25 protein-coding genes and 1 pseudogene are annotated in these 23526 nt (G+C 62.0%); 11 read left to right on the top strand and 15 right to left on the bottom strand.

Annotated features, from left to right (window positions below):
* The first annotated feature begins 75 nt into the window (after positions 1-75).
* Together cysZ and LUB09_RS19240 are read left to right on the top strand one after the other, a co-directional pair.
* Positions 76-840, top strand: coding sequence for a sulfate transporter CysZ (gene cysZ, locus LUB09_RS19245; protein ID WP_209984738.1), 765 nt, complete (start codon positions 76-78; stop codon positions 838-840).
* A 54-nt stretch (positions 841-894) separates the two neighbouring features.
* Positions 895-2097 carry a glycosyltransferase family 4 protein gene (locus tag LUB09_RS19240; RefSeq protein ID WP_231423429.1) on the top strand — a complete coding sequence of 401 codons (1203 nt, stop codon included), beginning with the start codon at positions 895-897 and terminating at the stop codon, positions 2095-2097.
* Here LUB09_RS19240 and LUB09_RS19235 read toward each other — a convergent pair.
* The 7 genes from LUB09_RS19235 to rplU all read right to left on the bottom strand — a co-directional run bounded on the left by LUB09_RS19235 (position 2066) and on the right by rplU (position 7601).
* Entirely contained in the window at positions 2066-3169 is a 1104-nt protein-coding gene (locus tag LUB09_RS19235; RefSeq protein WP_231423428.1) for an NADH:flavin oxidoreductase, read from the bottom strand. The genes LUB09_RS19240 and LUB09_RS19235 overlap by 32 nt on opposite strands.
* Before the next feature lie 113 nt (positions 3170-3282).
* Positions 3283-3765 carry a glutathione peroxidase gene (locus LUB09_RS19230; RefSeq protein ID WP_231423426.1) on the bottom strand — a complete coding sequence of 161 codons (483 nt, stop codon included), beginning with the start codon at positions 3763-3765 and terminating at the stop codon, positions 3283-3285.
* A 100-nt stretch (positions 3766-3865) separates the two neighbouring features.
* On the bottom strand, positions 3866-4330 hold the full coding sequence (locus tag LUB09_RS19225) for a CreA family protein (RefSeq protein ID WP_032869812.1): 465 nt from the start codon (positions 4328-4330) through the stop codon (positions 3866-3868).
* A 15-nt stretch (positions 4331-4345) separates the two neighbouring features.
* On the bottom strand, positions 4346-5464 hold the full coding sequence (gene proB, locus LUB09_RS19220) for a glutamate 5-kinase (protein WP_209990505.1): 1119 nt from the start codon (positions 5462-5464) through the stop codon (positions 4346-4348).
* A 113-nt stretch (positions 5465-5577) separates the two neighbouring features.
* Positions 5578-6801, bottom strand: coding sequence for an Obg family GTPase CgtA (gene cgtA, locus LUB09_RS19215; protein ID WP_003230855.1), 1224 nt, complete (start codon positions 6799-6801; stop codon positions 5578-5580).
* A gap of 193 nt (positions 6802-6994) precedes the next feature.
* The gene (rpmA, locus tag LUB09_RS19210; protein WP_003176049.1) at positions 6995-7252 is read right to left on the bottom strand and encodes a 50S ribosomal protein L27; all 258 of its coding nucleotides are present in this window, start codon (positions 7250-7252) and stop codon (positions 6995-6997) included.
* 34 nt (positions 7253-7286) lie between these two features.
* Positions 7287-7601, bottom strand: a complete 315-nt coding sequence (rplU, locus tag LUB09_RS19205) for a 50S ribosomal protein L21 (RefSeq protein ID WP_003176051.1) — start codon at positions 7599-7601, stop codon at positions 7287-7289.
* A gap of 239 nt (positions 7602-7840) precedes the next feature.
* Here rplU and LUB09_RS19200 point away from each other — a divergent pair, with 239 nt between their 5' ends.
* The 3 genes from LUB09_RS19200 (at position 7841) to LUB09_RS19190 (ending at position 9706) form a co-directional block, all read left to right on the top strand.
* Positions 7841-8809 carry a polyprenyl synthetase family protein gene (locus LUB09_RS19200; RefSeq protein ID WP_015372944.1) on the top strand — a complete coding sequence of 323 codons (969 nt, stop codon included), beginning with the start codon at positions 7841-7843 and terminating at the stop codon, positions 8807-8809.
* A 137-nt stretch (positions 8810-8946) separates the two neighbouring features.
* Positions 8947-9288 (top strand): zinc ribbon domain-containing protein YjdM, encoded by a 342-nt coding sequence (locus tag LUB09_RS19195; RefSeq protein ID WP_209984749.1) that lies wholly within the window; start codon positions 8947-8949, stop codon positions 9286-9288.
* Positions 9289-9448: 160 nt separating this feature from the next.
* Positions 9449-9706 carry a PA4570 family protein gene (locus LUB09_RS19190; RefSeq protein WP_209984752.1) on the top strand — a complete coding sequence of 86 codons (258 nt, stop codon included), beginning with the start codon at positions 9449-9451 and terminating at the stop codon, positions 9704-9706.
* A 125-nt stretch (positions 9707-9831) separates the two neighbouring features.
* Here LUB09_RS19190 and LUB09_RS19185 read toward each other — a convergent pair whose 3' ends face one another.
* Positions 9832-10449, bottom strand: coding sequence for an FKBP-type peptidyl-prolyl cis-trans isomerase (locus tag LUB09_RS19185; RefSeq protein ID WP_231423424.1), 618 nt, complete (start codon positions 10447-10449; stop codon positions 9832-9834).
* 252 nt (positions 10450-10701) lie between these two features.
* Here LUB09_RS19185 and LUB09_RS24155 point away from each other — a divergent pair.
* Positions 10702-11718 (top strand): annotated as a pseudogene (locus LUB09_RS24155) (methyl-accepting chemotaxis protein); the annotation flags it as partial.
* Between the two features lie 39 nt (positions 11719-11757).
* Complete coding sequence (locus tag LUB09_RS24150) at positions 11758-12621, top strand: methyl-accepting chemotaxis protein (protein WP_416350665.1); 864 nt, start codon at positions 11758-11760, stop codon at positions 12619-12621.
* Positions 12622-12713: 92 nt separating this feature from the next.
* Here the strand turns inward: LUB09_RS24150 and LUB09_RS19175 are convergent, their stop codons facing one another.
* Positions 12714-13082: a glyoxalase superfamily protein gene (locus LUB09_RS19175; protein ID WP_209984761.1), complete on the bottom strand. Its 369-nt coding sequence runs from the start codon at positions 13080-13082 to the stop codon at positions 12714-12716.
* Between the two features lie 159 nt (positions 13083-13241).
* Here LUB09_RS19175 and LUB09_RS19170 point away from each other — a divergent pair, with 159 nt between their 5' ends.
* The gene (locus LUB09_RS19170) at positions 13242-13622 is read left to right on the top strand and encodes a lysozyme inhibitor LprI family protein (RefSeq protein WP_231423422.1); all 381 of its coding nucleotides are present in this window, start codon (positions 13242-13244) and stop codon (positions 13620-13622) included.
* Between the two features lie 21 nt (positions 13623-13643).
* Here LUB09_RS19170 and LUB09_RS19165 read toward each other — a convergent pair whose 3' ends face one another.
* The 4 genes from LUB09_RS19165 to LUB09_RS19150 form a co-directional block, all read right to left on the bottom strand.
* Positions 13644-15089, bottom strand: coding sequence for a SulP family inorganic anion transporter (locus LUB09_RS19165; RefSeq protein ID WP_209984767.1), 1446 nt, complete (start codon positions 15087-15089; stop codon positions 13644-13646).
* 145 nt (positions 15090-15234) lie between these two features.
* Complete coding sequence (locus LUB09_RS19160; protein ID WP_231423420.1) at positions 15235-16131, bottom strand: LysR family transcriptional regulator; 897 nt, start codon at positions 16129-16131, stop codon at positions 15235-15237.
* A gap of 31 nt (positions 16132-16162) precedes the next feature.
* The gene (locus LUB09_RS19155) at positions 16163-16753 is read right to left on the bottom strand and encodes an NAD(P)H-dependent oxidoreductase (RefSeq protein ID WP_209984773.1); all 591 of its coding nucleotides are present in this window, start codon (positions 16751-16753) and stop codon (positions 16163-16165) included.
* Between the two features lie 124 nt (positions 16754-16877).
* A complete protein-coding gene (locus LUB09_RS19150; RefSeq protein ID WP_231423418.1) occupies positions 16878-17642 on the bottom strand; it encodes a sulfite exporter TauE/SafE family protein in 765 nt (254 codons plus the stop codon).
* A gap of 187 nt (positions 17643-17829) precedes the next feature.
* Here LUB09_RS19150 and LUB09_RS19145 point away from each other — a divergent pair, with 187 nt between their 5' ends.
* From LUB09_RS19145 to LUB09_RS19135, 3 genes are all read left to right on the top strand, one after another.
* Positions 17830-18738 carry a LysR family transcriptional regulator gene (locus LUB09_RS19145; protein WP_209984779.1) on the top strand — a complete coding sequence of 303 codons (909 nt, stop codon included), beginning with the start codon at positions 17830-17832 and terminating at the stop codon, positions 18736-18738.
* 88 nt (positions 18739-18826) lie between these two features.
* A complete protein-coding gene (locus LUB09_RS19140) occupies positions 18827-20227 on the top strand; it encodes an amino acid permease (protein WP_209984782.1) in 1401 nt (466 codons plus the stop codon).
* 130 nt (positions 20228-20357) lie between these two features.
* Entirely contained in the window at positions 20358-20702 is a 345-nt protein-coding gene (locus LUB09_RS19135) for a cupin domain-containing protein (protein ID WP_003230905.1), read from the top strand.
* A gap of 320 nt (positions 20703-21022) precedes the next feature.
* Here LUB09_RS19135 and mmsB read toward each other — a convergent pair whose 3' ends face one another.
* Positions 21023-21910 carry a 3-hydroxyisobutyrate dehydrogenase gene (gene mmsB, locus LUB09_RS19130; protein ID WP_209984800.1) on the bottom strand — a complete coding sequence of 296 codons (888 nt, stop codon included), beginning with the start codon at positions 21908-21910 and terminating at the stop codon, positions 21023-21025.
* Positions 21911-21925: 15 nt separating this feature from the next.
* Entirely contained in the window at positions 21926-23443 is a 1518-nt protein-coding gene (locus tag LUB09_RS19125) for a CoA-acylating methylmalonate-semialdehyde dehydrogenase (protein ID WP_209984804.1), read from the bottom strand.
* Positions 23444-23526 lie beyond the last annotated feature (83 nt).

Below are 23526 nucleotides of genomic sequence, written 5' to 3'. Positions count from 1 at the left end.
GCTGATGTTGCCGCTTTCGACTTGAGTGCAAAGTCGGTAAGGTCGGCGCGTTCGTCATCCTGCTCGGAGTTCACCATGCCCGCTCCTGTTCTTTCCGGCCCGCAATACCTGCGCGAAGGCCTCAAACTGGTATTGAGCCCAGGCCTGCGCCTGTTCGTGCTGCTGCCGCTGGCGATCAACCTGGTGCTGTTCGTCGGCTTGATCTATTTCGCCGGCCATCAGTTCAGCCTGTGGGTCGATCACCTGATGCCAACGCTGCCCGGCTGGCTGAGCTTTCTGAATTACCTGTTGTGGCCGCTGTTCGTGGTGCTGGTGGTGCTGATGGTGTTTTTCACCTTCACCATGCTCGCCAATATCATCGCAGCGCCGTTCAACGGGTTTCTGTCGGAAAAGGTCGAAGTGGTGGTACGCGGCACCGATGACTTCCCGGCATTCAGCTGGGGCGAGTTGATCGCTATGGTCCCGCGCACCCTGGCTCGGGAAATGCGCAAGCTGGGCTATTTCCTGCCCCGCGCCATCGGGCTCTTTATCCTGTCATTCATTCCGGTGGTCAACCTGATCGCAGCGCCGCTGTGGCTGCTGTTCGGCGTGTGGATGATGGCGATCCAGTACATCGACTACCCGGCCGACAACCACAAGCTGGGCTGGAACGAAATGCTCGCCTGGCTGCGTCAGAAGCGCTGGCAGAGCATGAGTTTTGGCGGGGTCGTCTACCTGGTGCTGCTGGTGCCGGTGGTGAACCTGCTGATGATGCCGGCGGCGGTGGCCGGCGCGACGCTGTTCTGGGTGCGCGAGCAAGGGGCCGAGGCGATGGCGGCGCAGCAGATCACTCGGTCATAAATCCATCATCCGCGCGACACATTGACGACATGGCCCACAGCGACACTGTGGGTCATGACGACAGCCTCGCTCCACATCACTCTGATCACCGAAACCTTCCCGCCGGAAATCAACGGGGTGGCCAATACCCTTGGCCGTCTGTGCGACGGTTTGCGCGCCCGTGGCCACGTGGTCGAACTGGTTCGCCCGCGCCAGGGCGTCGACCAGTGCCGACCCAGCGACGACGAACTGCTGCTGTGCCGTGGCTGGCCGCTGCCAGGCTACCCCGGCCTGCAATGGGGCCAGTCGTCGATGCACAAGCTGTTGCGACGCTGGACGCGCCAACGCCCGGACGTGCTGTACATCGCCACTGAGGGCCCACTGGGGCTCTCGGCCTTGCGCGCGGCGCGCAGGTTGGGCATCAGCGTGGTGAGTGGCTTTCACACCAATTTTCAGCAATACACCAACCGCTACGGGCTGAGCCTGCTGAGCCGTATGGTTACGCATTACCTGCGCTGGTTTCATAACCGCTCGAGCCTGACCCTGGTGCCCAGCGCCAGCCAGCGCCTGGAGCTGGAGCGCCGGCATTTCGAACGTCTGGGGATGTTGTCGCGTGGGGTCGACAGCCAACTGTTCCATCCCGCCAAACGGGACTGCACGCTGCGTGAGAGCTGGGGCCTGGAGAGCGACGACATCGCCGTGCTGCACGTGGGACGCCTGGCTCCGGAGAAAAATCTCGGGCTGCTCAAGCGCTGCTTTGAGGGGCTGCAGGACAGCTACCCGACCCGGCGCATCAAGCTGATCATCGTGGGTGACGGTCCACAACGCGCGGTACTGGAGCGCGATCTGCCCGACGCCGTGTTCTGCGGCACCCGGCGAGGCGAAGAACTGGCGCGCCATTACGCCTCAGGCGATCTGTTCCTGTTTCCCAGCCTGACCGAGACCTTCGGCAATGTGGTGCTGGAAGCCATGGCCTCGGGGCTTGGTGTGGTCGCGTATGACCAGGCGGCGGCCACCCAGCATATTCGCCATGGCTACAACGGCGTGCTGGCCATGCCTGGCGATGAGGGCGCGTTTTGCGATGCAGCCATCTGGCTGCTGGAGGAACGCGAGACCTTGCGCAGGGCACGCCTGAACGCGCGCCAGCATGCGAGCCGCCAGGGGTGGACGGCGATTATCGAGCAGTTCGAGCGTCAACTGCGCGGCGTGTGCAAGGACCCGCACCCGTTGCCGGTCCTCACGCCCTTTACACCAGGGTCGTCAACGCCTCACGACTGAACGGCAAAATATCGCCCTCACGCCCTTCACGCACCTTCACCGCCCACTCCGGGTCCACCAGCAGGGCACGGCCCACGGCCACCAGGTCGAACTCGTCGTTGTTCAGGCGCTCGAGCAATTTTTCCAGGCTGGCCGGCTGTGCGACCTTGTCAGTGTTGACCATGAACTGCAGGAACTCGCCATCCAGGCCGACGCTGCCCACGGTGATGGTCGGCTTGCCGGTAAGCTGACGGGTCCAGCCAGCCAGGTTGAGGTCGGAGCCTTCGAACTCCGGCTCCCAGAAGCGACGGGTGGAGCAGTGGAAAATATCCACGCCGGCGTCGGACAACGGCTTGAGGAATTCACCCAGCGCCTCGGGGGTTTGCACCAGCCGCGCGGTGTAGTCCTGCTGCTTCCACTGGGAGAACCGGAAGATGATCGGGAAATCCGGGCCCACGGCGGCGCGGGTGGCCTGGATCAACTCGATGGCAAACCGCGAACGGTTGGCCAGGCTGCCGCCGTAGTCGTCGGTACGCTGGTTGCTGCCTTCCCAGAAGAACTGGTCGACCAGATAACCATGAGCGCCGTGGATCTCCACGCCATCCATGCCGATGCGCTGAGCATCCCTGGCGGCCTGAGCGAAGGCGTCGATCACGTCCTTGATGTCCTGAACGGTCATGCCGTGGACGACCACCGTGCCATCCTTGAGTTTTTCCATCGGGCCGTAAGCCGGCACGCTGGCGTCAGGCTCGGTGCCGAGACGGCGCACACTGCCCACGTGCCACAGCTGCGGGACGATCTTGCCGCCTTCGGCATGTACCGCGTCGACCACCTGCTTCCAGCCGGCCAGGGCGGCTTCGCCGTAAAAATGCGGGACGTTGGGGTAGCCATTGGAGGCCACGTGACCGACCACGGTGCCTTCGGTGATGATCAGGCCCACGCCGGCAGCAGCGCGGCGACGGTAGTACTCGATAACCTTGGCGTTGGGCACGCCGCCCGGCGAAAAGGAACGGGTCATGGGCGCCATGACCACGCGGGTCGACAGTTGCAGAGTACCGAGTTGGAAGGGTTTGAACAGGGCTTGGACAGGCACGGGACACTCCACGAAAGCAGGGTTTATGACGTGGATAATATGGTCCGGAGCGTGCGCCGCACAGCACTATTGATCTGAGTGATTGAGGGCCAGAAGTGAGCGGAGTCTGTGACTCAGCTCAGGGCTTTTTCGATGGCCTGGACGATTGCCGGGTCTTCCGGCGGGGTACGCGGCGAGAAACGCGCCAGCACGCGCCCATCTTTGCCCAACAGGAATTTCTCGAAATTCCAGGTGATATCCCCAGGAAACTCGGCGCCCTCGCCCGCCAGCAAGCGATACAACTGGTGACGCTCGGGGCCGTTCACGTCGAGTTTGCTGCCCAGGGGAAACGTAACGCCGTAGTTCAGGCTGCAGAACTGGATGATTTCTTCGTCGGTGCCCGGCTCCTGCCCCGCAAACTGGTTGCACGGCAGGCCCAGCACGGTGAACCCCAGGTCCTTGTACTGCTGATAAAGGTTTTCCAGCGCCGCGTACTGCGGGGTCAAACCACATTTGGAGGCCACATTGACCACCAGCACCACCTGCCCCTTGAAGGGTGCCAGCGGCAGTTCTTGACCGTCCAAAGCTTTGAGTTTCAGGTCGTGGAAAGCACTCATGACGAACTCCAGATATCCATGTTCTTTGCGTTGCACAGGTTCGAGATTACAGACCGCGAGCCTGCAATCATAGACACCGCTGACAAAACTCGCCCGCCGGTTACTGAGCGGTCGGCCACGGCAGAATCGGAATCGCAGTGACCGCATTCTGCGGGCTGCCCTCGATCAGGCGGTCGCTGTAGACCAGGTACACCAGGGTATTGCGCTTCTTGTCGAGGAAGCGCACCACCTGCATGGTCTTGAACACCAGCGAGGTGCGTTCCTTGAACACCTCGTCGCCATCCTTGAGATCGCCCTTGAAGTGGATCGGGCCGACTTGACGGCAGGCGATCGAGGCTTCGGCGCGGTCTTCGGCCAGGCCCAGGCCGCCCTTCACGCCGCCGGTCTTGGCGCGGGACAGGTAGCAGGTCACGCCGTCGACCTTGGGGTCGTCAAAGGCTTCGACAACGATACGGTCGTTGGGGCCGACAAACTTGAACACCGTCGACACCTGGGCGATTTCTTCGGCTGAGGCCACCAGCGGTGTGAGCAACAACAAGCCGAGTACGCACTTCATTAAACGCATCGTGTATTCCTTTGGTTAAACCAGGATCAGGTTGTCGCGGTGAACCAGTTCCGGTTCGGCCATGTAACCCAATAATCCGACAATGGCGTCGGACGATTGTCCAATAATCTTCTGCGCTTCCAGGGCACTGTAGTTGGCCAGCCCGCGAGCGATTTCGCGACCGTCAGGCGCGACACACACCACCATCTCGCCACGGCGGAAGCTGCCCTGCACCCGTTTGACGCCCACCGGCAGCAGGCTCTTGTTGCCCTGGGACAACGCCGAGACCGCACCGGCGTCCAGCACCAGGGTGCCACGGGTTTGCAAATGCCCCGCCAGCCACTGCTTGCGCGCTGCCAGCATGCCGCGCTCCGGCGACAGCAGCGTGCCGATGCGCTCGCCCGCCTTGAGGCGATCCAGCACGCGTTCGAGGCGCCCGCCAACGATGATGGTGTGGGCACCGGAACGCGCCGCCAGGCGTGCGGCGCGCAGCTTGGTCTGCATGCCGCCACGGCCCAGTGCGCCGCCGACGCTGCCGGCAACCGCGTCCAGCGCGGGGTCGTCCGCGCGCGCTTCATAAATAAGCTGCGCGTCAGGGTTGTTGCGCGGGTCGGCGTCGAACATGCCGTCGCGGTCGGTCAGGATCACCAGCAGGTCAGCTTCGACCAGGTTGGCGACCAGCGCGGCCAACGTGTCGTTGTCGCCGAAACGGATTTCGTCGGTGACTACCGTGTCGTTCTCGTTGATCACCGGGATTACCTTGAGCTCCACCAGCGCGCGCAAGGTGCTGCGGGCGTTGAGGTAGCGCTTGCGGTCGGACAGGTCGTCGTGGGTCAGCAGGATCTGCGCCGTATGACGGCCGTGCTCGGCAAAGCTCGACTCCCAGGCCTGCACCAGGCCCATCTGGCCGATGGCAGCGGCGGCTTGCAGTTCGTGCATCGCGCTGGGTCGCGCGGTCCAGCCAAGGCGGCTCATGCCGGCGGCAACGGCGCCTGAGGACACCAGCACCAACTCCACGCCCGCTTCATGCAAGGCCACCATCTGCTCGACCCAGACGCTCATTGCTGCGCGATCCAGACCCTTGCCATCCGCCGTCAGCAGCGCACTGCCGATCTTCACGACCCAGCGCTGCGCGCCTGTCACTTTGCTCCGCATCATCTTCAACCTTAGAGTGAGGGCTGCACGCGACCCAGCGCCGCCCATAACGTTATACCCGGATACTAAAACGCCGCTCTATAAGGAGCGGCGTTCAAGTTTATCGCAACGAATCAGTCGCGCACGTAAATGATTTCCGGACCGTCCTCATCATCCACGTCTTCTTCGTCCCAATCGTCGTCGCCGATGTCATGGACCGACTTCACGCCGCTGCGGCGCAGGGCACGCTGGTCGTCCAGGGCCTGCAACTGGGCGCGGGCTTCGTCTTCGATCTGCTGATCGAGCTCGGCGAGCTCTGCCTTGAACACCGGATCGGCCGCCAGGCGGTCGGCACGGTCTTCCAGGTAGCGCATGATGTCGCGGGTCAGGCGCTCGGTGCCTTCTTTGGCAATGGCCGAGATCACGTAGACCGGACCTTCCCATTCCAGGCGGTCGACGATTTCCTTGACGCGCTCCTCGTGCTCTTCTTCAAGGATCTGGTCGCACTTGTTCAGCACCAGCCAGCGATCACGCTCGGCCAGCGCCGGGCTGAACTTGGTCAGTTCGCTGACGATCACTTCGGCAGCATCCGCAGCACTGGTTTCATCCAGCGGCGCCATGTCGACGAGGTGCAGCAGCAACCGGGTGCGCGACAAATGCTTGAGGAAGCGAATGCCCAGGCCTGCGCCATCGGAAGCGCCTTCGATCAGGCCGGGGATGTCGGCGATCACAAAGCTCTTCCAGCGGTCGACGCTGACCACGCCCAGGTTTGGCACCAGGGTGGTGAACGGGTAGTCGGCGACTTTCGGCTTGGCGGCCGAGACCGAGCGGATGAAGGTACTTTTGCCCGCATTCGGCAGGCCCAGCAGGCCCACGTCCGCCAGTACTTTCATTTCCAGCTTGAGGTCGCGCTGCTCGCCCGGCTTGCCCGGCGTGGTCTGGCGCGGCGCACGGTTGGTGCTGGACTTGAATCGGGTATTACCAAGACCGTGCCAGCCGCCCTGCACGACCATCAGCTTCTGGCCGGCTTTGGTCAGGTCGCCAATCACTTCCTGGGTGGCCGAGTCGATAATGGTGGTGCCGACCGGAACGCGCAGTACCAGGTCTTCGCCTTTTTTACCGGTGCAGTCGGTGCTGCCGCCGTTGGAGCCACGCTCGGCATCGAAGTGCCGGGTGTAACGGTAGTCGACCAGGGTGTTGAGGTTTTCGTCGGCCATCATGTAGATGGAACCGCCGTCACCGCCATCACCGCCGTTTGGGCCACCGTTTTCAATGAATTTTTCGCGACGGAAACTCATGCAACCGTTACCGCCGTCGCCTGCTTTTACTCGGATGGAAACTTCATCAACGAACTTCATAACAAAACGCCTCTCGCCGCACGGACGAGCTTAAGAAACCAAGACATAAGACTCTTGCAAAAATGAGCGTAGCGACCTCAATCAGCGACCGCAAATCCAGCCCCGGAGCCCATCACAAACAGCTTTGCAAGAGACTCACCCCATAAACGAAAAAGCCCCGTCGCGAGACAGGGCTTTTCCAGCGATCGCGCAATTAAGCGGCGACAACGCTCACGTAACGGCGGTTGAACGCGCCTTTTACTTCAAACTTGATCACGCCTTCGATTTTCGCGAAGAGGGTGTGATCCTTGCCCATGCCAACACCGTAACCGGCGTGGAATTGGGTGCCGCGCTGACGCACGATGATGTTGCCCGGAATGATTTTCTGGCCGCCATACATCTTCACGCCAAGGCGTTTGGCTTCTGAGTCGCGACCGTTACGGGTACTACCACCAGCTTTTTTGTGTGCCATGAGTCAATTCTCCTAGTGAGGAATTAGGCTGAAATTAAGCCTGAATACCGGTGATTTTGATCTCGGTGTACCACTGGCGGTGGCCCATACGCTTCATGTGGTGCTTACGACGACGGAACTTGATGATGCGGACTTTATCGTGACGACCTTGGGAGATCACTTCAGCCACAACGGTAGCGCCAGCAACAACTGGAGCGCCGATGTTCACGTCATCGCCATTGGCGACCAACAGAACGCGATCAAACGTCACGGATTCGCCAGTGGCGATTTCCAGTTTTTCGATCTTCAGGTATTCACCTGGGGCGACTTTGTATTGCTTGCCACCAGTAACAATTACTGCGTACGACATGGTATTTCTCCGATAATCCTGCTCACCCAGCGCTTTATAAGAAGAGGTATTGGCTGGCATGGCTGCATGGGATGGACGTCCCGAATGCAATTGCGTAAGGCAGGTGCTGCCCAGGAAGTTCAGGGTGCGCGATTGTACGCAAGCTATAGGAGGCTTGCAAGGGGCCGTCTATCGCGCCTTGACACCCGGGGGTCAGGGTCCTAGCATGCCGCGCAACCCTTCTGGAGCGACTGTCGCTGATGCAACCCCAAGCTTTCTACCGCGCGGTGGCGGACGATTTTAGCGCCGTCGACGGCATCATCAAGCAGCAGCTCACCTCGAAAGTGCCGCTGGTCTCCAAAATTGGCGACTATATTACGTCGGCCGGAGGCAAACGCCTGCGTCCTTTATTAGTGTTGCTGTGCGGCAAGGCGCTGGGCCGCGAAGGCGATGACCTGCGCTTGCTGGCCGCCACTATTGAATTCCTGCACACCGCCACCCTGCTGCATGACGACGTGGTCGACATGTCCGGCATGCGCCGTGGGCGCGAGACCGCGAACGCGATGTGGGGCAACGCGCCGAGCGTGCTGGTGGGCGATTTCCTGTACTCGCGCTCGTTCGAAATGATGGTCGAGCTGGGCTCGATGCCGGTGATGAAGATTCTTTCACAGGCCACGCGCATCATCGCTGAAGGCGAAGTATTGCAGTTGTCCAAAGTGCGCGACGCCAGCACCACCGAAGAAACCTATATGGAAGTGATTCGCGGCAAGACCGCGATGCTCTTCGAAGCCTCGACCCACAGCGCCGCGGCGTTGTGCGGTGCAACAGCCGAACAGGCCGAGGCTCTGCGTACCTTTGGAGACCATCTGGGCGTGGCGTTCCAACTGGTGGACGACCTGCTCGACTACCGCGGCGACGCTGAAACCCTGGGCAAGAACGTCGGTGACGACCTGGCCGAGGGCAAGCCGACGCTGCCGCTGATCTACACCATGCGTGAAGGTACGCCGGAACAGGCGGCACTGGTGCGCAAGGCGATTCAGAAAGGCGGGATCGAAGACCTCGAAGCTATCCGTGCTGCGGTAGAAGCCTCGGGCTCCCTGGAGTACACCGCACAGCTGGCGCGCGACTACGTGGCCCGTGCCATCCAGTGCCTGGAAGCTCTGCCAGCCAGCGAATACCGGGATGCCCTGGTCGAGCTGAGCGAGTTTGCGGTAGCCCGTACGCACTAAAGACGATTGGCGTAGTGGGTTTGTGTGGGAGCCCGCTCCCACATTTAGATCCCATTACCAACTCACTGTCCCGCACTCGCCAATAAACCCTATATAATGTGCGACTTTTAGCCATCCCTGACCCTTGAGGAGCTTTAGTGAGCACGTTGCCACCCTGCCCGAAATGCAATTCCGAATTCACCTACGAAGACGGCACCCAACTGATCTGCCCTGAGTGTGCCCATGAGTGGTCCGCCACGGGCGAAGCCGATGCGGCCAGCGATGACACCGTGAAGAAAGATGCTGTGGGCAATGTCCTGCAGGACGGCGACACCATCACTGTGATCAAGGACCTCAAGGTCAAGGGCACCTCGCTGGTGGTCAAGGTCGGCACCAAGGTCAAGAACATCCGCCTGTGTGACGGCGATCACGATATCGATTGCAAGATCGACGGTATCGGCCCGATGAAACTCAAGTCCGAGTTCGTGCGCAAGGTCTGAACTTGCTGCCGCCATCCCGCAGCCACTGCGGGATGGCGTTTCGCCCTGTTTGCTGACTCAGCTCAATACCCCCACAGAAAAACACACAAATTGCCAATAGGCCCTTGCTATTCAGCGAATAAGAATTATTCTCATTGAAACCCATCAAGGAGAATGAACCATGACTTATTTGATCGATGCCTGGCTGGACCGTCCACATCCCTACCTGCGAATCCTCCATCGGGAAACCGGCGAAGTCTGCGCGGTGCTGGAAGAAGAAGCGCTCAATGAGCTGCAGGACCAGGGCGACCTGGACGTAAACGGCCTGAGTTCGAGTGAACCGGGTGTGTTGAAGGAAGTGGTGCGCAACCTGTTTCTGTTCTGCTATGCGCGAGCATTGCGCCCGGCGACGGAGCTGCATGGCAGGTTTCATCCGTGAGCCAGACACGGGATGCTGCGCTTTATGTGGGAGCCGGGCTTGCCTGCGATGCGGTAACTCGGTCTGAAGCACCGAGGTGATGCCATCGCAGGCAGGCCAGCTCCCACTTGAAGCCAAAGCAGGTCTTACAGAACGTCGAGCAGCTCGACGTCGAATACCAGTACGCTGTGCGGCGCAATGCTGCCAACGCCTTGAGCGCCGTAAGCCAGCTCGCTCGGCACGTACAGGCGCCATTTGCTGCCGGCATTCATCAGTTGCAGGGCTTCGGTCCAACCGGCGATCACGCCGCCTACCGGGAATTCCGCAGGCTGGCCGCGCTCGTAGGAGCTGTCGAACACAGTGCCGTCGATCAGAGTGCCGTGGTAGTGGGTACGCACCTGGTCTTCACGGGTCGGTTTGGCGCCTTCACCCTGGGTCAGCACTTCGAATTGCAGGCCGGACGCCAGAGTCGTGATGCCGTCACGCTTGGCGTTTTCAGCCAGGAATGCCAGACCAGCGCCAGCGGCCGCTTCAGCCTTGGCAGCCGCTTCGGCTTGCATGATTTCGCGGATCACCTTGAAGCTGGCGGCCATTTGCTCCTGGTCGACGCGGCTTGGCTTGCCTGCGAACGCGTCGGTCAAGCCGGCCAGGATGGCGTCCAGGCTGACGCCCGGTGGCGGGTTGTCGCGCAGTTGGTCGCCCAACTGACGGCCGATACCGTAGCTGACGCGGGTTTCGTCGGTGGACAGATTAACGTCGGACATGAAGAGGCTCCGCTGCAGGACCACGCGATTTGCCGCGCCGTCCAAATTAAAAGGGCCCGCAGACTAGCATAATACGGGCAACTGGGGATGCGCCCTGGCGGAGCATCGTCGCACCCTTTTAGTGCTATTTCTTCGCATCGCAGATAAAAACCCTACAGATTTTTTTCTCGTCGCCGATAGAGAGCTACACCTTGGCTGGCTCAAAAAACAACATCGTCCAGCAGACAGACATTTTTTCTTGCGGAGCAATCGATGAACAGCTGGTTCGGTAACATCAGCGTAAACCTCAAACTCGGCCTGGGCTTCGGCCTGGTGCTTGTCCTCACGTCGATCCTGGCATTCACCGGCTGGACCAGCCTGGGCGGCCTGATCGACCGCAGCAACTGGATGAGCGATATCACCCAGCTCAATGCCTCCCTGACCAAACTTCGCATCGTGCGCCTGCAATATATGCTGGCCAATGGTGACGAGGCCGTCGCACAAAATGTGCAGACCAGCCTGGAAGCCTTCACCGCCCAGCAGCAAAAGCTGCTCGACAGCTTCAAGAGCCCGGAAAACCTCAAGCTGCTCAATGCGCAGAAAACCGTGATCACCGCCTACCAGCAGTCGCTGAACAAGATGCGCGAGGCCTACCGCAACGGCAACGCCGCACGCGAAATGATGGGGGACAAGGCCGACATCGCCAACGCGCAGATCAACGCCCTTGAAGCCGGCGTGCAGCAGATGCCCGACAGCCCCGAGCGCTTCACCCAATACCAGGCCGTGGTCAACGCCAAGACCGAACTCCAGCAGGCGCGTTACGAAGTGCGTGGTTACACCAACAACGTCAACGCAGAGACCGAGGCCCGTGCTGCCGCGCAGATCGAAAAGGCCATCAGCAGCCTGAAGAACCTCAGCGCCGCCTTTGGCAGCAGCCAGCAAACCGCGCTGAGTTCCCTGGAAACCGCGCTGGGTGCCTATCGCAGCGCCGTGCAAAGCTACAAGGCAGCGAATGCCAACATCGTCAGCGCCCGCGCCGAGATGACCACCCAGGGCGCCGATATCGTCACGATCAGCGAGAAACTCTACGAGATTCAACTGCAACGTCGTGACGCCGAAAGCGCCCAGGCCCGGAGCCTGCAGTTGATCAGCACGCTGCTGGCCCTGCTGGTTGGCATCATTGCGGCGCTGGTCATCACTCGCCAGATCACCCGCCCGCTGCAGGAAACCCTTGCCGTGGTCGAGCGCATTGCCTCCGGCGACTTGAGCCACAACATCCAGGTCACCCGCCGGGATGAACTGGGGGTGCTGCAACAGGGCATCCAGCGCATGGGCACCACCCTGCGTGAGCTGATCAGCGGCATTCGCGACGGTGTGACCCAGATCGCCAGCGCTGCCGAAGAACTGTCGGCCGTGACCGAACAGACCAGCGCCGGGGTCAACAGCCAGAAGATCGAGACCGATCAGGTCGCCACCGCCATGCATGAAATGACTGCCACTGTGCAGGAAGTGGCGCGTAACGCCGAGCAGGCGTCACTGGCCGCCGCCGATGCCGATGGCCAGGCCCGCGCCGGCGACAAGGTGGTGGCCGAAGCCATCGCCCAGATCGAACGCCTCGCCGCCGAAGTGGCACGCTCCACCGACGCCATGTCGCACCTGCAACAAGAGAGCAACAAGATCGGCAGCGTGATGGACGTGATCAAGGCCGTGGCCGAACAGACCAACCTGCTGGCACTCAACGCGGCGATTGAAGCAGCGCGTGCCGGTGAAGCCGGTCGCGGGTTTGCGGTAGTGGCCGACGAAGTGCGTGGCCTGGCCCAACGCACGCAAAAATCCACCGAGGAAATCGAAGGCCTGGTTGCCGGTTTGCAGAACGGTACCCAGCAAGTGGCCAACGTGATGAACAACAGCCGCAGCCTCACCGACAGCAGCGTCGAGCTGACGCGCAAGGCCGGTGTGTCGCTGGAAAACATCACCCGCACGGTGTCGAACATTCAGTCGATGAACCAGCAGATTGCCGCGGCGGCCGAACAGCAAAGTGCGGTGGCCGAAGAGATCAGCCGCAGTATCGTGAATGTGCGCGACGTGTCGGAACAGACCGCCACGGCAAGCAACGAGACAGCCAAGTCGAGCGTGGAACTGGCGCGATTGGGCAGCCAGTTGCAGCAGATGGTCAGTCACTTCCGCGTTTAACAATGCAAAAAGCCGCCTCAGGGTTAACCGAGGCGGCTCTCTACAAAAAACCGCCCGACCAAGGCGGTTTTTTATTGCCTGCTATTGACCACTCAGCCCTCGCCTTCCTCGACAAATACCAGCCGATTCCCAAACGGGTCCTTGATGCTCATCTCCCGCGAGCCCCAAGGCGTTTGCTCAATTCCGGGCTTGGCAAAACGGTAGTCTTTGGCCTGCAACTGCTGCTGGTAAGCGTCCACCCCTTGCGCCTGAATCCGCACCGCCGCCCCCGGCGACGCATCGCCATGGTGCTCGGACAAATGCAGCACACACTCCCCCAGCGATACCTGCAGGTACAGCGGATAATTCGCTTCGAACCGATGCTGCCAATCGACCTTGAACCCCAGGAAGTCGACATAGAACTCCAACGCCTTGGCCTCGTCGAAACTGCGCAGGATGGGGATGACTTTTCCTAAGTGCATGGCGACTGCTCCGTGTAAAAGAGCGCCCACTATAGAGGCGAAAACCCACCAAGAAAATTCGCCATGAGGTGGGCTTACAGCTCGCTCGGACGTGCCCGAAACTCAAGCGCTGTCTGCGAGTCATAGACTGCGACTCCACTCAAGCCCAGGAACCCGATCATGATTCGTACATCCTTTGCCGTCAGCGCCCTGCTTGTGGCGCTTTGCGGCACCGCTTCAGCCGCCGACAATCCTGCGTTGAAAAAATGCATGGACAGCGCCGAAACGACCCTCGCGATGGTCACGTGCAATGTCAAGGAAACCAAGGTGCAGGATGCGCGCCTGAACAGGGCCTACAAGACCGCAATGGGCGCTCAGGAAGGTGAACGCAAGAAGCAACTGCAGGACGTGCAGCGCCTGTGGATACAGTACCGCGACGCCAATTGCGCCTTCGTCGGCAGCGCCACCGGCGGCACCATCGATCAGGTCAACGGCTCCGGCTGCGTGCTGGACATGACCCAGACCCGCGCCCAGGAACTCGAAGACCTGGTTGGGCCATAACGGGTTGGGCCATAAACACGCTCAATCGTGATGCACCTTCGCTCGCTTGAGCAGCTTCTTGCAGCGTTCCGACAGGTGCAGCACCCGCACATGCTTGCCGGCCTTGGTGTAGCGCTCGCGCAGGGTCATCAGCGCGGCTATCGCTGAATAGTCGACAAAGCTCAGGTGACGGCAATCGAGCGTCACCTGAGCCGGGTCGTTGGCCGGGTCGAAACGGTTCAGAAATGGTGTGGTTGAGGCAAAGAACAAGGTGCCGTGCAGCCGATACAGCTTGCTGCCATCCGCCTCCAGGTGCTCATCGGCATACAACTCACGGGCCTGCTGCCAGGCGAAATTCAGCGCCGCGATCACGATGCCGCACAGCACGGCCGTGGCGAGGTCGGTGAACACCGTGATCACCGTCACCGCAATGATCACCAGCACATCATTGACCGGCACCTTGTTGATCACCCGCAAGGATGCCCAGGCGAAGGTCTGCTGGGACACCACGAACATCACCCCCACCAGCGCCGCCAGCGGGATGCGCTCGATCAAGGGTGACAGAAACAGAATGAACAACAGAATCATCACCCCGGCAAACACCCCGGAGAACCGCCCGCGCCCGCCGGAACTGAGGTTGATCACGGTTTGCCCGATCATCGCGCAGCCGCCCATGCCGCCGAACAGGCCCGAGACCATGTTCGCAGCCCCCAAGGCCACGCTTTCGCGGTCCGGGTAGCCACGGGTCTCGGTGATTTCGTCGGTGAGGTTCAGGGTGAGCAGGGTTTCCAGCAGGCCAACCATCGCCATCAGGAACGCATAGGGCGCGATGATGGTGAGGGTTTCCAGGGTCCAGGGGATCTGCGGCAGCGCAAAGGTCGGCAGGCCGCCGGCGATGTGGGCCATGTCGCCCAGGGTACGGGTGGGCAGGCCGAGCAGGTACACCGCCAGGCCCACGCCGAGGATCGCCACCAGCGCCGGCGGTACCGCGCGCGTCAAGCGTGGCAGCAGGTAGACAATCGCCATCGTCGCCGCCACCAGGCCGATCATCACGTACAGCGGCGTGCCGCTGAGCCAGTGTTCACCCCGCTTGAAATGCTCCAGTTGCGCCAGCGCAATGATGATCGCCAGACCATTGACGAACCCCAGCATCACCGAATGCGGCACCATGCGCACCAGCTTGCCCAGGCGCAACACGCCAAAGGCGACCATGATCAACCCGCCGAGCAGCACCGTGGCCAGCAGGTACTGCACGCCGTGTTGCACCACCAGCGCGACGATCACCACCGCCATCGAGCCTGCCGCACCGGACACCATGCCGGGCCGACCGCCGAACAACGCGGTGAGGGTGCAGATGATGAAGGCGCCATACAGGCCCATCAGCGGGTTGAGATGGGCCACCAGCGCAAAGGCGATGCACTCGGGCAGCAATGCGAAAGACGTAGTGAGGCCGGCCAGGGCGTCGGCGCGCAAACGGGTGAAGGTCATGGAGGTACCAGGGAGTTGCGGGGGATCAGGCGGCGGATGGTACGGAAATGTGCTCGGAGGGGCCAGTGAAGTGTGACGACAGGTGCCCCAAAGCGCGCCTTTCGCGGGCAATCCCGCTCCCACATTGGGCGGTGTTCACCGCCGGTCAGCAGGCATAGCGCGCCAGCTTGGCCTGGATAAAATCCAGGAAGCACTGAATGCGCAGCGCCAGTTGCGAGTTGCGGTAGAACACCGCGTGGATCGGCTGGCGATACCCACTGTTGAACGCCTCCAGCACCGGCACCAGGCGCCCGGCGCTGATGTCTTCGCCAGTCATGAAGTTCGACAGGCAGCCAATGCCCTGCCCCTGCAACGCCAGATGCCGCACGGTTTCACCGCTGGACGCGACGATGGCCGGCTGGATCAGCCATCGGTCGCCCTCCACATGGCGCAGGGGCCAGTGGTTGAGGGTCTCGGTCTGGCTGAAGCCCAGCAAGGTGTGCCGCGCCAGGTCGGCGACACTGGCCGGCGTGCCGTGTCGCGTGAGGTATTCCGGGCTGGCCAGCACCTGCAGCGGCGTGCAGCCAAGGGCGCGCGCGTGCAGGGTCGAGTCGGCCAGGGCACCGATGCGTATGGCAATGTCGGTGCTGTGTTGCAGCAGGTCGATGATCAGGTCATCGCTGTTGAGCTCCAGCTGGATCTGCGGGTACAAGGCTCGAAACTCGGCAATGTACGGCACGATCCCATGCAGCATGAACGGCACCGCTGCATTGACCCGCAGCCGCCCGGCCGGGGTTTTCTGGCGCGACGACAGGTGCTCCTCCAACTCATCCATCTGCGCCAGGATCCGCTTGGCCTGTTCGAAGAAGTACCGGCCCTCTTCCGTCAGGTCCATGCGCCGCGTGGTGCGGTTGATCAGCGTGGTGTCGAGCTTGGCCTCCAGCCGCGAGAGCGTGCGGCTGACCGCCGAGGGCGTCTGCCCGGCCTGCTCGGCCGCCGCGGAAATCGAGCCACACTCGATCACGCTGACGAAGATCTGTAGCTCATCGGATCGGGCTTTCAAGGGGCTGTCCTCGTGATCGGTCGACGCAAGCTTACACCGACAGGCCCAACACCTGCGCCAGATGCTGTTCGTAGCGCGCCACGTCGGCCTCGATGGCCGGGCGTTTCATCACATCCACGCAGAGGAACGTCGGCAAGGCGCTCATGCCGAGAAACGCATTGGCCTTGTGGAACGGAAAGTACACCGCATCCACGCCCTTGGCTTCGAAGAAGTCGGCCGGATCGTCAAAGGCCTGCTGCGGCGCGTTCCAGGTCAGCGACAGCATGTAGCGTTTGCCCTGGATCAGGCCGCCGCTGCCATACTTTTGCGAGGCATCGGAGCGGGTACGACCATCGCTGGCGTAGAGGCTGCCGTGGCCTTCGGTAAAGACTTCGTCGATGTATTTCTTGACGATCCATGGCGCGCCCATCCACCAACCGGGCATCTGATAGATGATCACATCGGCCCAGAGGAACTTGGCGACTTCTTCGGCAACGTCATAGCCGTCGTCGATGTGGGTGACCTTGACGTCAAGGCCGCCACGGTCGAGCACGGCCACGGCGGCGTCATGCAGGGTGGCGTTGTAGCGGCCATCGGAATGGGCGAATTTTTTGCCACCGTTGAGCAGGAGTACTTTTTTCATGGGAGGGAATCCTGAGGGTTATCAATACAGGCCGTCAGGCTATCGATATCGCCCACTCGGAATAAGCGGCGGCGCGGCAAAATACAGTTGACCAGAACGCACGAATGGAACGTTATTCTTGAATTCATCCGCTGATCAGCAGGTGGGCGCCCAGCAGTGCCATGCCGATGAAGAACGCCCGCTTGAACAGCACCACACTGATGCGTTGGCGCAGCGCCTGCCCCAGCCACATCCCCAGCAGCGCGGGCACCAGTGCCAGCAACGAGGCGCTGATTTCGCCAGTGCCAAGAGTGCCGTGCCAGGCCAGGCCTGCGGCCAGCGCCAGGGTCGACACGCTGAACGACAACCCCAGCGCCTGCACCAACTGGTCGCGACTCAGGCCGAGCGCCTGCAGACAAGGCACCGCCGGAATCACGAAGACGCCGGTGGCCGAGGTGATGAGGCCGGTGATCAAACCGCATAACGGCGCCAGCCAGCGCTCGGTGCGCGGCGCCATTTTGAACGTGGGCAGGCACAGGCCGCTGAGCGCGTAAATCAACAACGCCGCGCCCAGTGCGCGCACCACCCATTGCTCGGCGCCCATACCCAGCCACAGCGTGCCCAGCCCGGTGCCGAGGAAAATCAGCAAGAGCATCGGCCATAGACGCTTGAGCAGCGCACTCAAGTGGCCGCCGAACGCCAGTTGCCAGAGGTTGGTCACCATGGAGGGAATGATCAGCAGCGCGGCAGCCTGCGCCGGCAACATAGTCAGACCGAGCAGGCCCATGGCGACGGTGGGCAGGCCGAGGCCGATAACGCCCTTGACCGTGCCGGCCAGCAGGAAAGTGCCGATGACCAGCATTGTCAGGGTGGGACCGAGGCTTTGGTAGAACGCGAGGAAGGTTGTCATGGGGCGATTGTGCGGGCTTCCGGCTGGATCGAAAATGCGGCATATACTGAGGCTGCCTCTTGTTTTGCGTGAGGCTTAGGGCCTCATCGGGAGCAAGCCCCCGCCCACATGATGACGTGTGAATACCTTCAAGTGTGGGAGGGGGCTTGCTCCCGATAGCGTCAGCCCAGTCACCGGAAATCCAGCCATGCACTTTGACCTGATCGACCTGCGCCTCTACCTGCATACCCTCGACACCGGCAACATCACCGCCGGCGCCGCCCGTAGCCATCTGTCCCTGGCCGCCGCCAGCGCCCGTATCCGCGCCATGGAAGCTTCGCTGGGCATTGCCTTTCTTGAGCGCGGCCGCCGTGGCGTCGCGCCAACGCCCGCCGGCAAAGCCCTGGCCCGCCATGCACGGCTGCTGCTGCAACAGGCCGACCACCTGCAACAGGACCTGGCGGCATACGCCAACGGCGTCAAAGGCCAGGTGCGTCTGCTGTGCAACACCACCGCACTCAGCGAATACCTGCCGGAACTGCTGGCGGCGTTTCTACGCGAACACCCCAACCTCGATATCGACCTGCAGGAGCTGCCGAGCCTGCGCATCACCCAGGCCCTGCGCCAGGGCACGGCGGACCTGGGCATCATCTCCGACGCGGTCGACACCCATGGCTTGCAGACCCTGCCCTTTCGCGATGACCCGCTGGTGCTGATCATGCCGCTGGATCATCCCTTGGCAGCCGCCCCGGTCAGCTTTATCGACAGCCTGCAACACGACTACGTCGGCCTGGCCGCCCATAGTGCGCTGGCGGTGTACCTGGAGGAACAGGCCCTGCACGCAGGGTTTCGCCTGCAAACCCGCATCCGCGCCGATGGCTTCGAGGGGTTGATGCGCATGGTGGCCGGTGGAGCAGGCATCGGGATCGTGCCACAGGCGGCGCTGGCGCGCGGGCCGGTGCCGAGTGCCTTCAAGGCTCAAGCGCTGGCGGAAGAGTGGGCCCGTCGTCGGTTGCTGCTGTGCGCGCGCTCGTTCGAGCAGTTGCCGGGGTATGCCAAGGCGCTGTGGGAAGCCTTGAGCAAGCCGCTCCCACATTTTGATCTTCATTCAACTTAAGGTTCTGTAATATCTGCCCCCTCAGCGTCCGGGGATGGGTTCTGCGTGCAACCGATCCTGCGGAACAACAAGTAGAAGGTAATGTTTAATGGCGGATGACACAGTAAACCCGGTAGGCCTCAAGCGTGGCCTGAAGAACCGGCATATTCAGTTGATCGCCCTGGGCGGTGCGATTGGTACGGGCCTGTTCCTCGGTTCCGCCGGGGTGCTCAAGTCGGCGGGGCCGTCGATGATCCTGGGTTACGCGATTGCCGGTTTCATCGCGTTCCTGATGATGCGCCAGCTTGGCGAGATGATCGTCGAGGAGCCGGTGGCCGGCTCGTTCAGCCACTTTGCCCATAAATACTGGGGCGGTTACGCGGGTTTTCTGTCGGGCTGGAACTACTGGGTGCTCTACGTGCTGGTGGGCATGGCCGAACTGACGGCGGTGGGCAAGTACATCCAGTTCTGGTGGCCCGAGATTCCGACCTGGGTCAGCGCGCTGGTTTTCTTCGCCGCCGTGAACCTGATCAACACCCTGAACGTGAAGATCTTCGGTGAGGCCGAGTTCTGGTTCGCGATCATCAAGGTGGTGGCAATCGTCGGCATGATCATGCTCGGCGGCTACCTGCTGTTCAGCGGCAGCGGTGGCCCGCAGGCGTCGGTCAGCAACCTGTGGAGTCACGGCGGGTTCTTCCCCAATGGCGGCATGGGGCTGTTGATGGCCATGGCGTTCATCCTGTTCTCGTTCGGTGGCCTGGAGCTGGTAGGCATCACCGCCGCCGAAGCCAGCGAGCCACGCAAGGTGATCCCCAAAGCGATCAACCAGGTGGTCTACCGCATCCTGATTTTCTACGTCGGCGCGCTGACCGTACTGCTGTCGCTGTACCCATGGGACCAATTGCTGCAAACCCTCGGCGCCTCGGGCGATGCCTACAGCGGCAGCCCGTTTGTGCAGATCTTCTCGCTGATCGGCAACGACACCGCCGCGCACATCCTCAATTTCGTGGTGCTGACCGCGGCGCTGTCGGTGTACAACAGCGGCGTGTACTGCAACAGCCGCATGCTGTTCGGCCTGGCCGAGCAGGGCGATGCGCCCAAGGCGCTGATGAAGCTCAACAAGCAGGGCGTGCCACTGCGGGCGCTGGCGGTTTCGGCGCTGGTGACGCTGCTCTGCGTGGTGGTCAACTACGTGGCCCCCAAAAGTGCGCTGGAGCTGCTGTTTGCACTGGCGGTTGCCTCGCTGATGATCAACTGGGCGCTGATCAGCATCACCCACATCAAGTTCCGCAAGGCCATGGGCGAGCAAGGCGTGACGCCGTCGTTCAAGACTTTCTGGTTCCCGTTCAGCAACTACCTGTGCCTGGCGTTCATGGTGATGATCATCAGCGTGATGCTGGCGATTCCGGGAATTCGCGAGTCGGTGTACGCGATGCCGGTGTGGGTGGGGATCATCTACCTGGCCTACCGGGTGCGGATAAGAAACGCAAACGCTGCGCCAGCACACTGATTGGATGTGGGAAGGGACATCCCTTCCCACACCTCATGCGCTTACAGACATCCTGATGTCGAGTTCAGACCACTGACGCAACGCCCGAGGCCTTAGGGTGCATCCTTCCCTTCCCTGCCTCGGAGTCATCATGTCCAAGCCCATCACCGTACTGCGCGACACCCATCCCCTGCCGGTCCTGGACGCATGCAAATGGGAGAAGCTCGAAGGCGATCCCCACACGGTCAACCTCAACGCCTACACCAGCGAAGACGGCAGCAAGATCATGGGCACCTGGATCTGCACGCCGGGCAAGTGGTACGTGGAGTACGTGAAGTGGGAATACTGCCACTTCCAGGAAGGCTACTGCGTGATCACCCCTGAGGGCATGGAGCCGATTCACTTGCGCGCCGGGGATATCTTTGTGGTGGAGCCCGGGATGAAGGGCACGTGGGAAGTGGTGGAGACGGTGCGCAAGTATTTTGTGTTTGCCTGATACGCGTAGTGCGTTGTGGCGAGCGGGCTTGCCCCGCGTTGGGGTGCGAAGCGCCCCCAATCAAGCAAAACGCGGTGTACCTGATACGGCTCAGCGTCTGGCTTTGGGGCTGCTGCGCAGCCCAACGCAGGACAAGCCTGCTCGCCACAGGGAATCTGCGCTTAACTGAACGGCATTAGGGCTTGCCCCGCGTTGGGGGTGCGTAGCAGCCCTGAAATCTCTCACCGCGATCTTTGCGGAAAATCGCGGTGCCTGGATTGGGGCTGCTGCGCAGCCCAACGCGGGGCAAGCCCGCTCGCCACAAAGGCGCAAAAGTCCTGCTATTTGGGCTTGCGATAGCTGTTGATGATCGCCGAAAAGTCCTTGCCCCCTTCCCCGCGCTGGCTCATCGATTGATACAACTGCTGGGCCACCGCGCCGAGGATCAGGGGCTGCTTGGCCTGGCGCGCCGCTTCGGTGGCCAGGCCCAGGTCCTTGAGCATCAGGTCGGCGCCGAAGCCGCCGGTGTAACCGCGTGATGACGGCGCGGTTTCGATCACGCCCGGCCACGGGTTGTAGGTGTCCGAACTCCAGCAACGCCCGGTGGAGCTGTTGATGATGCCCGCCAGCACCTGGGTGTCGATGCCCAATGCGTCGCCCAGCGCCATGGCTTCGCTGACGCCGACCATGCTGATGCCCAGCAGCAGGTTGTTGCAGATCTTGGCGATTTGCCCGGTGCCCACCTCACCGCAATGCACAATGTTGCGGCCCATCTGCGCCAGCACCGGCTGCAGGGTGGCGAACAATTGCGGCGTGGCGCCCACCATAAAGGTCAGCGTCCCGGCCTGCGCCCCGCCGGTGCCGCCAGACACCGGCGCATCAGCCATCACCACGCCGTACTCGGCGGCAGCGGCCGCCACGTCGCGTGCGGTCTGCGGGTCGATGGTGCTGCAATCCACCGCTGGCACGCCGTGGCCGATACCGGCGAGTACGCCGTCTTCATTGAGCCACACGCTGCGCACATGGGCGGCGGCCGGCAGCATGCTGATCACCAGTTCGGCGCCCTGGGCAGCGTCACGCGGTGAGCCGCTGATCGTGCCGCCCAGTTCGGCGAGTTCCTTGAGCACGGTCTGATTCAGGTCGAACAGGTTCAGCGCGTGGCCGGCCTTGATCAGGTTGCGGGCCATGGGTGCGCCCATATTGCCCAGGCCGATAAATGCAATTTTCATGATCGTCTCCCCCACTCAGCGCAGGTTGATAGTGGTGTTGACGCCATCGTTGACCGTGTCGTCGTCGAACCAGCGGCTGGTGACGGTTTTGGTCTGGGTATAGAACTGCACCACTTGCTTGCCGTAGGGGCCGAGGTCGCCAAGCTTGGAGCCGCGCGAGCCGGTAAAGCTGAAGAACGGCACCGGCACCGGGATCGGAATGTTGATGCCGACCTGACCCACGTCGATTTCGCTCTGGAACTTGCGCGCCGCCGCGCCGCTCTGGGTGAACAGGCCGGTGCCGTTACCGAACGGGTTGGCGTTGACCAGCGCGATGGCCTCATCCAGCGTGGCGACTTCCAGCACGACCAGCACCGGGCCGAAGATTTCCTCGGTGTAAATCTGCATGTCCGTGGTCACGCCCGAGAACAGGGTGGGCCCGACAAAGTTGCCTTGCTCGAAGCCCGGCACCTTGATATCGCGGCCGTCCAGCTCCAGCGTGGCGCCTTCTTTCACGCCGCTTTCGATCAACGCCAGGATGCGCGCCTTGGCACGCCTGGAGATCACCGGGCCGACATCCGTGCCCGCTTCGCTGCCAGCATTCACCTTGAGTTTCTGCGCCAGCGCCTTGAGGTCCGGTAGCCATTGCTTGGCCGCGCCCACCAACACCACCACCGAAGTGGCCATGCAGCGCTGACCCGCCGCGCCGAAACCGGCGCCCACCAAAGCATTGAGCGTGTGTTCGCGGTTGGCATCCGGCAGCACCACCGCGTGGTTCTTCGCGCCCATCATCGACTGCACGCGCTTGCCATGTTTGCCGGCCAGGTCATAAACGTGGGTGCCGACGGCGGTCGAGCCGACGAAGGACACGGCCTTGATGTGTGTATGGGTGCACAGCGCATCCACCACGTCCTTGCCGCCGTGCACCACGTTGAGCACGCCGGCCGGCACACCGGCTTGCAGCGCCAGCTCCACCAGCAGCATGGTGGACAGCGGGTCCTGCTCGGACGGTTTGAGCACAAAAGTGTTGCCGCAGGCGATGGCCATCGGGAACATCCACAGCGGAATCATTGCGGGGAAGTTGAACGGCGTGATGCCGGCGCACACGCCGATGGGCTGGCGCAGGGTGTAGGTGTCGACACCGCCGGCAACGTTTTCGGCGAACTCGCCCATTTGCAGGGTACCGATGGAGCAGGCGTGCTCGACCACTTCCAGCCCGCGAAAAATATCGCCCTCGGCGTCAGCGATGGTCTTGCCCTGCTCGGCGCTGAGGACTGCGGCGATGCGTTTGGAATGTTCGCGGATCAACGCTTGCAGCTTGAGCATGATGCGCATGCGCGCGCCAATCGGGGTCAGTTTCCAGGTCTGGAAGGCGCGATGGGCGGCGTCGATGGCGGCGTTGATTTCGTCAGCGGTGGCAAACGGGACTTTGGCCAGCACCTCCTGGGTCGCCGGGTTGACGATGTCCTGCCATTGGGTGGTGCCGGATTCGACCCACTCACCGTCGATCAGCAGCTTGACCCGTTGCACGGAAATGTCGGTGGATGCGTTCATGTGGTCTCCAAATCTTATAGTTATGCAGAGACAAGGCGCGTGAACCGCCTTGGGAAGTGAGGCGTTCGGACTGTTTTTGGAGT

Origin of the sequence: Pseudomonas sp. Leaf59 (genome assembly GCF_920984685.1) — a bacterium.
Lineage (GTDB): Bacteria > Pseudomonadota > Gammaproteobacteria > Pseudomonadales > Pseudomonadaceae > Aquipseudomonas.
The sequence above is the reverse complement of the archived record's forward strand: the minus strand, read 5'-3'. Positions and strand labels throughout refer to the sequence as shown.